Annotated in this window: 13 protein-coding genes; 9 read left to right on the top strand and 4 right to left on the bottom strand. The window is 69.4% G+C overall.

The genetic code is table 11. The features are described from left to right. Positions 1-60: 60 nt before the first annotated feature. The 3 genes from OHT61_RS20050 to OHT61_RS20040 all read right to left on the bottom strand — a co-directional run bounded on the left by OHT61_RS20050 (position 61) and on the right by OHT61_RS20040 (position 3,182). Positions 61-567, bottom strand: coding sequence for a hypothetical protein (locus tag OHT61_RS20050; protein WP_329040148.1), 507 nt, complete (start codon positions 565-567; stop codon positions 61-63). A gap of 73 nt (positions 568-640) precedes the next feature. Then, entirely contained in the window at positions 641-1,477 is an 837-nt protein-coding gene (locus OHT61_RS20045; RefSeq protein ID WP_329040147.1) for a DUF4328 domain-containing protein, read from the bottom strand. Between the two features lie 115 nt (positions 1,478-1,592). Continuing rightward, positions 1,593-3,182, bottom strand: coding sequence for a family 20 glycosylhydrolase (locus tag OHT61_RS20040; RefSeq protein ID WP_329040146.1), 1,590 nt, complete (start codon positions 3,180-3,182; stop codon positions 1,593-1,595). Between the two features lie 359 nt (positions 3,183-3,541). On the opposite strand from OHT61_RS20040, the gene OHT61_RS20035 reads away from it, so the two are divergent. The 9 genes from OHT61_RS20035 (at position 3,542) to OHT61_RS19995 (ending at position 10,412) form a co-directional block, all read left to right on the top strand. Then, positions 3,542-4,117, top strand: coding sequence for a 2-oxo-4-hydroxy-4-carboxy-5-ureidoimidazoline decarboxylase (locus tag OHT61_RS20035; protein WP_329040145.1), 576 nt, complete (start codon positions 3,542-3,544; stop codon positions 4,115-4,117). A gap of 167 nt (positions 4,118-4,284) precedes the next feature. Next, entirely contained in the window at positions 4,285-4,665 is a 381-nt protein-coding gene (sdhC, locus tag OHT61_RS20030; protein WP_073744455.1) for a succinate dehydrogenase, cytochrome b556 subunit, read from the top strand. A gap of 5 nt (positions 4,666-4,670) precedes the next feature. Further along, positions 4,671-5,150, top strand: a complete 480-nt coding sequence (locus tag OHT61_RS20025; protein WP_329040144.1) for a succinate dehydrogenase hydrophobic membrane anchor subunit — start codon at positions 4,671-4,673, stop codon at positions 5,148-5,150. Positions 5,151-5,180: 30 nt separating this feature from the next. Then, the gene (sdhA, locus tag OHT61_RS20020) at positions 5,181-6,935 is read left to right on the top strand and encodes a succinate dehydrogenase flavoprotein subunit (RefSeq protein WP_329040143.1); all 1,755 of its coding nucleotides are present in this window, start codon (positions 5,181-5,183) and stop codon (positions 6,933-6,935) included. Beyond that, positions 6,935-7,702 carry a succinate dehydrogenase iron-sulfur subunit gene (locus OHT61_RS20015; RefSeq protein WP_329040142.1) on the top strand — a complete coding sequence of 256 codons (768 nt, stop codon included), beginning with the start codon at positions 6,935-6,937 and terminating at the stop codon, positions 7,700-7,702. The genes sdhA and OHT61_RS20015 overlap by 1 nt, the downstream gene beginning before the upstream one ends. Positions 7,703-7,876: 174 nt before the next feature. Next, positions 7,877-8,467 carry a hypothetical protein gene (locus tag OHT61_RS20010; RefSeq protein ID WP_329040141.1) on the top strand — a complete coding sequence of 197 codons (591 nt, stop codon included), beginning with the start codon at positions 7,877-7,879 and terminating at the stop codon, positions 8,465-8,467. Between the two features lie 289 nt (positions 8,468-8,756). Beyond that, complete coding sequence (locus tag OHT61_RS20005; protein ID WP_329040140.1) at positions 8,757-9,191, top strand: hypothetical protein; 435 nt, start codon at positions 8,757-8,759, stop codon at positions 9,189-9,191. Positions 9,192-9,196: 5 nt separating this feature from the next. Then, positions 9,197-9,634 (top strand): thiol-disulfide oxidoreductase DCC family protein, encoded by a 438-nt coding sequence (locus OHT61_RS20000; protein ID WP_329040139.1) that lies wholly within the window; start codon positions 9,197-9,199, stop codon positions 9,632-9,634. Positions 9,635-9,644: 10 nt separating this feature from the next. After that, positions 9,645-10,412 (top strand): TetR family transcriptional regulator, encoded by a 768-nt coding sequence (locus tag OHT61_RS19995; protein WP_443049490.1) that lies wholly within the window; start codon positions 9,645-9,647, stop codon positions 10,410-10,412. On the opposite strand, the gene OHT61_RS19990 is transcribed toward OHT61_RS19995, so the two are convergent. Then, entirely contained in the window at positions 10,399-11,952 is a 1,554-nt protein-coding gene (locus tag OHT61_RS19990; protein WP_329040138.1) for an ABC transporter substrate-binding protein, read from the bottom strand. The genes OHT61_RS19995 and OHT61_RS19990 overlap by 14 nt on opposite strands. Between the last annotated feature and the right edge of the window lie 242 nt (positions 11,953-12,194).

The raw sequence follows: 12,194 nt of genomic DNA, 5'->3' as shown, positions 1-12,194 counted from the left end.
CGTACAGCGCCAGGTGGCCGAAAAGCGTCACTCGGCCCACGGGAAATCGGGTGCCAGGGCTCAGCCGCGGAGGCCCTCGACGCCCAGACGGTCCAGGAATGCGGAGAAAAGTTCATCGGCGGACCACTCCGGTTCCTCGACGCGCAGGAGTTCGAGCAGGGGTCCCTCCGCCACGCCGCGGCCTGATTCGGCCGCCCACCGCACCGCCCGTGCCGCCGCGTCCTCGGGCGGCAGGAAGAGGTCCTCCAGCGTCGTGCCGTCCCGGACGAGATGTGCCGCCATGGGCGCGCGCCCGAGGCAGGCGTACCAGGATCCGCTGTACGGGCCCGCGGCCTCCACGGCCACGCAGACCCCGTCCATGACGTAGCCGAGCAGCACGGGCGCCCGCGCGGCGTCGGCGAGCGCGGCCATGGGGCGGAGCGGCGGATCGCCGGGGTGGCACCAGACCTGCCAGCCGTCGGCGCGGTACTCACGCAGCGTCAGCAGGCCGCGCGCCTCCCTCAGCGCGGGGTGTTCCGGGAGCGGTTCACCGCTGCGGCCCACCAGGTAGACGCCCCAGAACCCCACGTCGCGCTCCCCCCGCGGTCCGGGCTGCCATTCTGCCCGCCGGACGGGCGGTGGGAGCGCGAAACGGTCCGACTCAGGCCTGCGGCACCCCGGCGGGCGCGGGCACGGGCACGGACGACGGGGGCATCCCGAGGGCCGCACGCTCCCCCTGCATCCGGGTCAGCCTGCGCACGAAGACGATCGCCGCGACGGCCGCGGCGATGTCGAGCACGTCGGCGGCCATGATCAGGGTCACGGAGTCCGCGAGAGCGGGCGAGAAGTCGGTCGCCTCGTAGTTCCTGGTCGCGACCTGGGCGACCAGCGTCGACCCGAGGTAGAGCGTCCACCAGAGGTTGAGCGGCGCCTTCGAGGCATCGCGCCAGCTGCCGTCCGGGTTGGTCTGCGCGCTCGCGGTCCAGATGCCCGCCGCGATCCGTCGCGGCAGCCAGATGTTGCCGATGGGGATGAACCACGCACCGATCGCCCAGCCCGGCCGCATGGGCTGCAGACTCGCGTCGAACACCTCGGCGTTGAGCCGCACCCGGCGGAACCAGATGATGAAGACGATGGCGGTGACCAGCAACGCGAGCGCCTGTGCCGAGGTGACCCGCTGGTAGACGAGCTGGGAGTGGGTGGTCGAGCCGGCGTCGTACAGCACCGTGCCAGGGATGGTCGTGAGGTTCGCGTACTCGCCCCGGAGGCTGAGCTCGGCCACGAGGGCGACCACGTCGACCGCGATGACCACTCCCAGCAGTACCACGACGGCCTTCGCGAGCCCGGCCGGCGAGCGCAGCCGGTGCAGCCCCTCCGCCATCGGGGCCGGACCGGGCTGCATCAGCCCGTTCGGCGGCGCGAAACGGGTGGCCGCGCAGACGGAGCACCGCCCGTCCGCGGATGCCGCAGGTCTCGTACCGCAGGTCGTGCACAGCATGAAGGGACCCCCCCAGGGTTCCGGTTCTCGGATGTCGGCCGCGCGTCCCTCCCCAAGGAGCGCGCGGCCAGCGGAACCTAACCCTTCTCCGACCCGATGTCCACGGAGTTGACGGTCAGTTCGACGCGTCGACCTCGTCGGCGAGCGAGGTGAAGTCGGCCCAGGTCAGCTCGGGCGTGCCCGGGTCCCACAGCTTCTGCGAGACGGCGTTCAGCGGCATCCGGATGCCGGCGGCGACCTGTGCCTGCGTCTGCGCGTCCGGGAAGTCGCCCCAGACCGCGAACCGGCCGCCGAGGATCTGCTTCGAGTAGCGCTCGGACACCGGCTCGGTGCCGCGGAGGACGAACGGGGTCCACCGCTCGTAGATCCGCTTGCCCGTCGGGTACGTGAAGTCGTTGGGCTCGCCGAGCACGTAGTAGAGGAACTCGTCGTTGAGGTTGACGACCTTGCGGCCCTCGGCCAGGTAGTCCTGGGGCGGCCGGGCGCCGATCTCCTTGCCCGTCCAGTACTCGACCTCGATGCCCTTGTCCGCGGTGACCGTACCTCCGCTGAAGAAGCCGTCGTTCCACGCCTTGGGGATCTTCTCGGCCTTGCGGATGACCGCGGCGCGGTCGTTCAGCCAGCCCTCCGCCAGGTCCTGGACGGTGGCGTCGGAGCCGTACGTGTCCCGCGCGGCGGCGGCGAGCTGCGGGTAGGAGGCCTGCGGGTCGCTCACCGTGAGGGCCTGGTACTCGTCCGCCCCGACGTGGAACCAGTCGCCGGGGAAGAGCTCGGCGTACTCGCTCAGGAGATCGTCGACGATCTTCGCCGACCCGGGCCGGGAGATGTCGATGGCGCCCTGCCTGGCCACGCCCTGCGTGTTGCGGAGCTGGAGATCCGGGTGGGCGCGCAAAACGGCACCGAGATGTCCGGGGGAGTCGATCTCGCCGACCACCGTGATGTGCAGGCTCTGCGCGAGTTTCACGATCCGGCGTACGTCGGCCTTGCTCAGGTGTTCGTCGGAGACGACCTCGGGGTGCGTGTCGGACTCGATCCGGAAGGCCTGGTCGTCGGAGAAGTGCAGGCCGAACTGGTTGAGTTTGAGGTCGGCCATCTCGCGCAGCCGGGCCTCTATCCAGTCCACGGAGTAGTACTTGCGCGCGATGTCGAGGTTGAACCCGCGCTGGGGCCGGTCCGGCGTGTCGCGCACGACGCCCTCGGGCACGGTGCCGTCGGCGCTCAGCGACTGCTTGAGCGTGCGGGTTCCGTAGAAGACGCCCGCCTGCCCGGGGCCGCTGATGGTGACCCGGCCGTCCGCGGTCTTCAGGGTGTACGACTCGGGGCCGCCCTTGCCGCCGCTGGAGAGCGCGAGTTCGACGTCACCCGCACGGGCGGACTTCTCACCGCGGTAGTCGATCTTCAGCTCCTCGGCGAGCAGCTTCGCCTCGTCCGCGAGTCCGGGGTCGTCCACGACGACCGAGCTGTCGGCGCCCGGCTTCCAGCCGGGCCCGCGCGCGGGGGTGTGCTCGCGCACCGCGGGTATCGTCCGCGGCGCCGTGGAGAGCGGATAGCTCCGGGACGGGGACGGCGAGGTGCGCGCCGAGGCGGCACCGCCGTTCCGGGTCCCGGAGCCGGAGTCGTCGGGCCAGACCGCGAAGGTCAGGGTGACGGCGGCTGCGACGGCGACGGCCGCGCCGGCCACCATGGTTCCGCGTGAGGGCGACATCGGTCAGAATCCTCCGGATCGGGGGAAAAACAGTTCAAAGAAGACGAGGAAGCCGGACAATTCCCCTGCTCAATTCGTCCATCAAGCGTTCCGAAACTCTCCCGTGCGGGTGAATTTCTCGCATCCTTCGGTTGGTGGTCGCTCGGTCTCGCTAGCGTTAGGGCACATACATCCCAGTCCTCACTTCCGCCCCCTGAGCAACCTCGCCGCTCCCAGACCCGTCTGCAGGGTCACAGATGCCTTTCGTCCGAGGAGTCCCGCTGTCCAGGTCCAGCGAGTCCCACGCCGGCCTGCCTGAACAACCTCGGCAGGCAGGGCGGGCCGCCGTACCCGTCCAGGGTCAGGGCCCCGCTCCGGCCGTGTGCGACGTACCGGCGGAGGCTCCTGTTCCGGAACCAGTCTCGGGGAGCGCTCGCAAGAATGCCCACTCGAACGGGATCCGTCACTTCAACGCCTGGCCGCGCGAACTCGCCGAGGCCGCCCTGCTGGAGTGCTGCGGCAGCCGGCGCTGGGCCCTGCGCATGGCCGCCCACCGGCCCTACCCCGACCTGGACACCCTGCTCGCCGCCTCCGACGAGGCGGGTTACGACCTCGCGCCCTCCGACATCGCCGAAGCGCTCGCGACGGAGAGCGCGCCCTGTCTGCACCACGCCGCGCCCCGCGCGGCCCACCTGGCGCTGCGGGCGGCCCACGCCGCCTACGAGAGCCGCTTCGGGCACGTCTTCGTGATCTGCCTCGACGGGCTGCGTCCCTCCCAGCACGTCGACCAAGTGCTCGCGGCCATCCGCACCCGACTGGCCCACGAGCCGGACGAGGAGCGGGCACTGACCGCGGAGGAGATGCGACGACTCGCCCGGGGCCGCATCATCGAGCTGGTGACGGAGGCGGGATGTCCGGCCGGCCCGGCCTCCCCGCTGCCGTACGACCCCCGATAGCCCGTCCGTGCCTGTTTGATTGCCACTTTGATCACACCGACGGGCCCCGCCGCCATGGAACCGACAAAGCGTCGCTACGATGGCCGGGGCCGGTGGACCGTACCCGGCCGGGTCAGACCGACAGTCAAGCCGGCCGACCCCAATCCCCGCTCCCGGAGGGTTCTTCCGTGCCGGCTGGAACGCTGTACCGCGGCCGGGAAGGCATGTGGTCCTGGGTGGCTCATCGAGTCACCGGTGTCCTCATTTTCTTCTTCCTGTTCGTACACGTCCTGGACACCGCTCTCGTGCGTGTCTCCCCCGAGGCGTACGACGAGGTCGTGGCCACCTACAAGACCCCGCTCGTCGCGCTGCTCGAGTACGGCCTGGTGGCCGCCATCCTGTTCCACGCGCTGAACGGTCTCCGGATCGTCGCCGTGGACTTCTGGGCCAAGGGCCCGCGCTACCAGAAGCAGATGCTCTGGACCGTCCTCGGCATCTGGATCGTGCTGATGGTCGGGGCCCTGTACCCCGTCCTCGGCCACGCCGTACGCGAAGTCTTCGGGAGCTGAGGCCAATGTCCACCGAGACTCCTTCGTCGGCGATCGGCGACGTCGAGGCCGTGAGCCTGTTCGACGTCGACAACCCGGCACCCGTGATCGAGCCCCCGCGCCAGCGCACGGGCAAGACCCCCAAGGCCTCGCGCACCAACTTCGAGATGTACGCCTGGCTCTTCATGCGCCTGTCGGGCATCGTGCTGGTCGTCCTGGTCATCGGCCACCTGCTGATCCAGCTGGTGCTCGACGGCGGCGTGTCCAAGATCGGCTTCGCGTTCGTCGCGGGCCGCTGGGCCTCGCCGTTCTGGCAGCTCTGGGACCTGGGGATGCTGTGGCTCGCCATGCTCCACGGCGCCAACGGCCTCCGTACGGTCATCAACGACTACGCCGAACGGGACACCACCCGTTTCTGGCTGAAGATGCTCCTGTACACCGCCACGGTGTTCACCGTCCTGCTGGGCACGCTGGTGATCTTCACCTTCGACCCGAACATCCGCTAGGCGCCGGGACAGAGGGACCAGAGGAAAACCATGCAGATCCACAAGTACGACACCGTCATCGTCGGCGCCGGCGGCGCCGGCATGCGCGCGGCCATCGAGTCGACCAAGCGCAGCCGCACCGCCGTGCTGACGAAGCTCTACCCCACCCGCTCCCACACGGGCGCCGCGCAGGGCGGCATGGCCGCCGCGCTGGCGAACGTGGAGGAGGACAACTGGGAGTGGCACACCTTCGACACGATCAAGGGCGGCGACTACCTGGTCGACCAGGACGCCGCCGAGATCCTGGCGAAGGAGGCCATCGACGCCGTCCTCGACCTGGAGAAGATGGGCCTTCCGTTCAACCGGACGCCCGAGGGCCGCATCGACCAGCGCCGCTTCGGCGGTCACACCCGTAGCCACGGCGAGGCCCCGGTCCGCCGGTCCTGCTACGCCTCGGACCGCACGGGCCACATGATCCTCCAGACGCTGTACCAGAACTGCGTCAAGGAGGGCGTGGAGTTCTTCAACGAGTTCTACGTGCTCGACCTCCTGCTCCAGGACGTCGACGGGGTCAAGAAGTCCGCGGGCGTCGTCGCCTACGAACTGGCGACCGGCGAGATCCACGTCTTCCAGGCGAAGTCGATCATCTTCGCCTCCGGCGGCACCGGCAAGTTCTTCAAGGTGACCTCCAACGCGCACACCCTGACCGGTGACGGCCAGGCCGCCGCGTACCGCCGCGGCCTGCCGCTGGAGGACATGGAGTTCTTCCAGTTCCACCCGACGGGCATCTGGCGCATGGGCATCCTGCTGACGGAGGGCGCCCGTGGTGAGGGCGGCATCCTCCGCAACAAGGACGGCGAGCGCTTCATGGAGAAGTACGCGCCGGTCATGAAGGACCTCGCGTCCCGTGACGTCGTGTCCCGCTCCATCTACACGGAGATCCGTGAGGGCCGCGGCTGCGGTCCCGAGGGCGACCACGTCTACCTCGACCTCACGCACCTCCCGCCGGAGCAGCTCGACGCGAAGCTCCCGGACATCACGGAGTTCGCGCGCACCTACCTCGGCATCGAGCCCTACACGGACCCGATCCCGATCCAGCCGACCGCGCACTACGCCATGGGCGGCATCCCGACCAACGTCGAGGGCGAGGTGCTGGCCGACAACACCACCGTCGTCCCGGGCCTGTACGCCGCCGGCGAGGTCGCCTGCGTGTCCGTGCACGGCGCCAACCGCCTCGGCACCAACTCCCTGCTCGACATCAACGTCTTCGGACGCCGGTCGGGCATCGCGGCCGCCGAGTACTCCGCGAAGAACGACTTCGTCGAGCTTCCGGAGAACCCGGCGAAGCTGGTGGAGGAGCAGGTCGAGCGGCTCCGCAACTCGACGGGCACCGAGCGGGTGGCCGCGCTCCGCACGGAGCTGCAGGAGTGCATGGACGCCAACGTGATGGTGTTCCGCACCGAGCAGACGATCAAGACCGCGGTCGACAAGATCGCGGAGCTGCGGGCGCGGTACCTGAACGTGTCCATCCAGGACAAGGGCAGGCGGTTCAACACGGACCTGCTGGAGGCCATCGAGCTGGGCAACCTGCTCGACCTGGCCGAGGTCATGGCCGCCTCCGCGCTGGCCCGCAAGGAGTCCCGCGGCGGTCACTACCGCGAGGACTACCCGAACCGCGACGACGTCAACTTCATGCGCCACACCATGGCGTACCGCGAGGTCGCGGACGACGGCACCGAGTCGATCCGGCTCGACTACAAGCCGGTCGTCACGACCCGCTACCAGCCGATGGAGCGTAAGTACTGATGGCTACCCCGACTCTGGAGAAGACCGACAAGGCCGAGGCCGGCTTCGGCAACTCCCCCTACATCACGGCCACCTTCCGGATCCGCCGGTTCAACCCGGAGGTCTCGGACGAGGTCCAGTGGCAGGACTTCCAGATCTCGATCGACCCGAAGGAGCGTGTCCTCGACGCCCTTCACAAGATCAAGTGGGAGCTGGACGGCACCCTGACCTTCCGCCGTTCCTGCGCGCACGGCATCTGCGGTTCCGACGCGATGCGGATCAACGGCAAGAACAGGCTCGCCTGCAAGACGCTGATCAAGGACATCAACCCGGACAAGCCGATCACGGTCGAGGCCATCAAGGGCCTCACGGTCCTCAAGGACCTCGTGGTCGACATGGACCCGTTCTTCCAGGCGTACCGCGACGTCATGCCCTTCCTCATCACCAAGGGCAACGAGCCGACGCGCGAGCGCCTGCAGTCCGCCGAGGACCGCGAGCGCTTCGACGACACCACCAAGTGCATCCTGTGCGCCGCGTGCACATCCTCGTGCCCGGTGTTCTGGAACGACGGCCAGTACTTCGGCCCGGCGGCCATCGTCAACGCGCACCGCTTCATCTTCGACTCGCGCGACGAGGGCGGCGAGCAGCGGCTCGAGATCCTCAACGACCGTGACGGCGTGTGGCGTTGCCGCACGACGTTCAACTGCACGGACGCCTGCCCGCGTGGCATCGAGGTCACCAAGGCGATCCAGGAAGTCAAGCGTGCTCTGATCACGCGTCGCTTCTGACTCACGCGTCACTGCCAGGAGGCCCCGTTCCCCGCACCGTCCGTGCGGGGAACGGGGCCTCTTCGTGCGTCGGGGCGCGCCGGGGCGGTACGGTCGTGCGGAGCCTGACCGGCTCGCCTCTCCCGGTGCAGCACAGCGCGGGAGCAGATGCCTTGAGGGAGAACGGGGAACGCTGTGAGCGATCCGAATCCGTACGCGGACGACTCATACAAGTGGGGCCCGCCGCAGCCGCCGGGCAATCCGCCCACGATGCCGGACGGCCAGGGCTACGGCTATCCGGCGCCGGGCGCCCCCGCGTACGGCTACCCGCAGCCGCTGCCGGAGTCCGCGGCGCAGCCCGGCCCCGGGTACGGCTATCCGGGGCCGGGCCAGCCGACGCAGCCCGGCTTCAACCTGCCGGCGCAGCACGGGGGGACCGGCGGGGTGCCCATGCTCTCGTTCGGGGACATCACCGTGATGAACGACGGGATCGTGACGCCGTCCGGCACCATGCCGCTGAAGGGCGCGGTGTGGACGGCGACGGACATGTCGCGCACGGAGGAGAAGATCCCCACCGTCGGCATCGTGCTGGCGATCGTCTTCGCGCTGTTCTGCCTGATCGGCCTGCTGTTCCTCCTGATGAAGGAGAAGCGCACGACCGGCTTCATCCAGGTCACCGTCACCAGCGCCGGCCGCCACCACTCGACGATGATCCCGGCGACGGGTCCCGAGACCTTCCAGATGGTCATGTCGCAGGTCAACACCGCGCGTTCCATGAGCGCCTGAGGTCGGAGCCCCGAGGTCCGGGCGGCCCCGCAGCCGGGTCGCGCGGGCAACCGCCGCGGAGCCCGATGACACCTGGTTCACGCCGGGGACCGTTCCACCGGTCCCCGGTTTTCCTGTTCCCGTGCTCTTCCGCGCCGCGCGAGCGCCGGATCTGACGGCCGATCATCTCGCGGCGCCCGACGTGCCGTACGCCGGTCCGGGCACCTCGCTCTCAATACTTGAACGCGTTCAAGAATAGGCCTACAGTCGGTGCGACAACATTTTGAACGCGTTCAAGGGAGGGTGGGGCATGGACCTCACTGTGCTCGCGTACGTCATCTACCTGCTCGTCAGCGTGGCGCTCACCGTATGGGTCGCCCGCACACTGAGCCGCAACGGCAAGGTCTTCCTCGCCGACGTGCTCCGGGGCGACGAGAAGCTCGCCGACGCGGTGAACCACCTGCTGGTGGTCGGCTTCTACCTGCTGAACCTGGGCTTCGTGACCCTCTACCTGAAGAACGCGGACGGGGTCACCGACGCCAGGCAGCTGTTCGAGGCGCTGTCGGTGAAGACGGGCGTCGTCCTGCTCGTCCTGGGCGCGATGCACCTGGGCAACGTCTACGTCCTCAACAGGATCCGCCGCCGGAGCCTGATGGAGCGCGACCAGACGCCGCCGGTACCGCCGCAGGGCTGGGCCGGCCCGGGCAGCCAGGGCCCCTGGGCCGCACCCGCCGCCGGGAAGTGAGCGGCATGGCCCGCACACGCCCCGGCGGACCGCCCGTCGGCCGCATCACGGTCCTCTACGACAGCCGCTGCCCCCTCTGCCTCCATCTGCGGCGGTGGCTGGAGGGACAGCGGCAGCTCGTCCCCCTCGACCTCGTCCCGGCCGATTCCCCGGAGGCGCGGCGCCGCTTCCCCGGACTCGACCACGCGGCCACGCTCGACGAGATCACCGTCGTCGGTGACGGGGGTCAGGTCTACCGGGGGACCTCGGCCTGGATCGTCTGCCTCTGGGCTCTCGCCGAGCACCGGCCCAAGGCCCACTGGCTCACCACTGCGGCCGGACGGCCCTTCGCGAGGGCGACCGTACACGCCGCGGCGGCGATCCGGTCCGTCACCACGGAGCCGTGCGGCTCCGCCGGGGCGGCCTGCCGGCTGCCGGATCCCGCGGGCGGATCTCCCGGATAGCCTTGGCCCCGTGGTGAAGGAAGAGGAGAACGTGGCTGACGCGAACGCGGCGAAGCCGTCAGGGACCGGCAGGGTCCCCAAGGCATCCAGTGCCTCCAAGAGCGAGCAGACCCGCACGCTGATCCTGGAGACCGCGCTCCGGCTGTTCGAGGAGCGCGGGTACGACAGGACCACGATGCGGGCCATCGCCCAGGAGGCGGGCGTCTCCGTGGGGAACGCCTACTACTACTTCTCCTCGAAGGAACACCTGGTCCAGGGCTTCTACGACCGGATCGCCGCCGAGCACGCGGCGGCCGTCCGGCCGGTCCTCGACGGCGACGCCGATCTCGCCGTCCGCATCCGGGGCGTACTCCTGGGCTGGCTGGACGTGGCCCAGCAGTACCACCGGTTCGCGGCCCAGTTCTTCAAGAACGCCGCCGACCCGGAGAGCCCGCTCTCACCGTTCTCGGAGGATTCCGTCGCGGCCCGCGAGGCCGCGATCTCGATCCACCGGAACTGCCTGGCCGGGTCGGACGTCAAGCGCGACCCCGAGCTGGACCAGTTGCTGCCCCAGCTCATGTGGCTGATGCAGATGGGACTGGTGCTGTTCTGGGTCTACGACCGGACCGAGAACACCGAGCGCAGCCGCCGGCTGGTCGAGCGCACCGCGCCGCTCGCCGCACGGGCGATCGCACTCTCCCGCTTCCGGGTGCTGCGACCGCTCGTGCGGCAGGTCCACGACGTGCTGGTGGAGTTCATGCCCGGGGCCGGGAACCCCCGGGACGTCAGATCCAGCTGAGTTCCCAGAGCCGCCAGATCCCGGTGCCGTCCGAGAGGTACTGGGAGCCCGACACGTCCGGGGTGGCGACGACGTAGTCCTTCTTCTGCCACAGCGGGATCAGCGGCACGTCCTCGCCGACCAGTTGCTGGAGCTCCTTGAAGTCGGCCGACGTGCGGCTGCGGTCGCTGTACTGCTGCGTGGACGTGATCAGCCGGTCCATCTTCTCGCTGACGTAGCCGTTGTGGAGGCTGCTGTCGCGGCCGACGAGCGGCTGACTGAAGGTGTCGGAGTCGGGGAAGTCGGGGAGCCAGCCGACGGTGTAGGCGTCGTAGTCGCCCGCCGCGTACCCCTTCTGGAAGGCCTGCCACTCCACGGCCTTCTCGGTGACCTTGAACAGCCCGTCCTTCTCCATCTGGCGGACCAGCTCCGCGCTCTCCGCCTTGTTCGCGTCGTCGTCGCGGTGGGCGAAGACGATCGGCAGCGGGATCTTCGCGCCCGCCTCCTGCATGAGGGCCCTGGCGCGCTTCGCGTCGGGCTGCGGGTAGGCGTCGAAGAAGGGGGTGCTGTGCCCGATGTACCCCTGCGGGATCAGCGAGTAGAGCGGCTCGACGGTGCTGTGGTAGACGTCGCCGACCAGCGGGCCCCGGTCGATGAGCCAGGCGAGGGCCTGGCGGACCCGCTTGTCCGCGAGCGGCGAGTCGTCGCGGACGTTGAAGACCAGGTTGCGGATCTCGGCGCTGTCCGCCTCGGTCACGCGCTGCTCGGTGGCACCGGGGTCGAGCTCCGCCAGCTTGTCGGCGGGCAGCTGGCGGTGCGTCACGTCGACGTCGCCGGCCTGCCAGGCGGCCTGGAGCTGGTCGGACCCCTCGAAGTAGCGGATGTCGACCGCCACGCCGGTCTTCGCCAGCGCGCCCTTGTAGGACGGGTTGGGCCGCAGCTCGGCCTGCACCCCGGGCTCGTACGCCTTCAGGATGTACGGCCCCGAGCCGTCGACCTCGCTCCCGATGCGGAGCTTGTCCTTCGGGTAGGCGCTGGGGTCCACGATCGACCCGGCGCCCGTCGCGAGCTTCTGCGGGAAGGTCGCGTCGCGCGCCGAGAGGTTGAACGTGACGGTGCGTCCCTCGGCCACGACCGAGGCGAGGTTGGGGAAGAGGACCGAGGGGCCGACATCCGCCTTGATCTTGAGCATGCGGTCGAAGGAGTACTTCACGTCCGCGGCGGTGATCTTGCGGCCGCTGGAGAACGTCAGGTCGTCCCGGAGCGTGCACTGGTAGGTCTGGAGCTTCTGCCCGACGAACCCGCACGTCTCGGCCGCGTCCGGCTCCGGCACGATGGCCCCGGACTTGAAGGTCAGCAGCGACTGGTACAGGTTGCTGTAGATCGCCCAGGAACCGGCGTCGTAGGCGCCGGCCGGGTCGAGCGAGGTCACCTCGTCGGACGTGCCGATCTTGATGGCGTCCGCGTTCACCTCGTCCGAGGGGAGCAGTTGCCAGCCGCCGAATCCGACGATGGCCAGTACCGCGATTATCGCGAGAATCCGTATCCGGATCGACCGCATGTGCCGTGCACTCCCTTACCAGCCCCACCTCGGCTCATGTGCGGGAATCGCGCACATCGCCGCATGTTCGCACTCACCCAATCACACGATATTCACATCTGGAAGTCGGAGAGGGATGCGGGCCGTGAGGCGTTCACCAAAAGCGCTGCACAGGCGTCGAATCGGGCCGCACACAGCTTTCACACAGCGATGTCGTCGCTGGATCGTGATGTACGTGTGTGCTTTCCGTGCTTTCCGTGTGC

Origin of the sequence: Streptomyces sp. NBC_00178 (assembly GCF_036206005.1) — a bacterium.
Lineage (GTDB): Bacteria > Actinomycetota > Actinomycetes > Streptomycetales > Streptomycetaceae > Streptomyces.
This window is presented reverse-complemented; position numbering and strand designations above follow the sequence as displayed.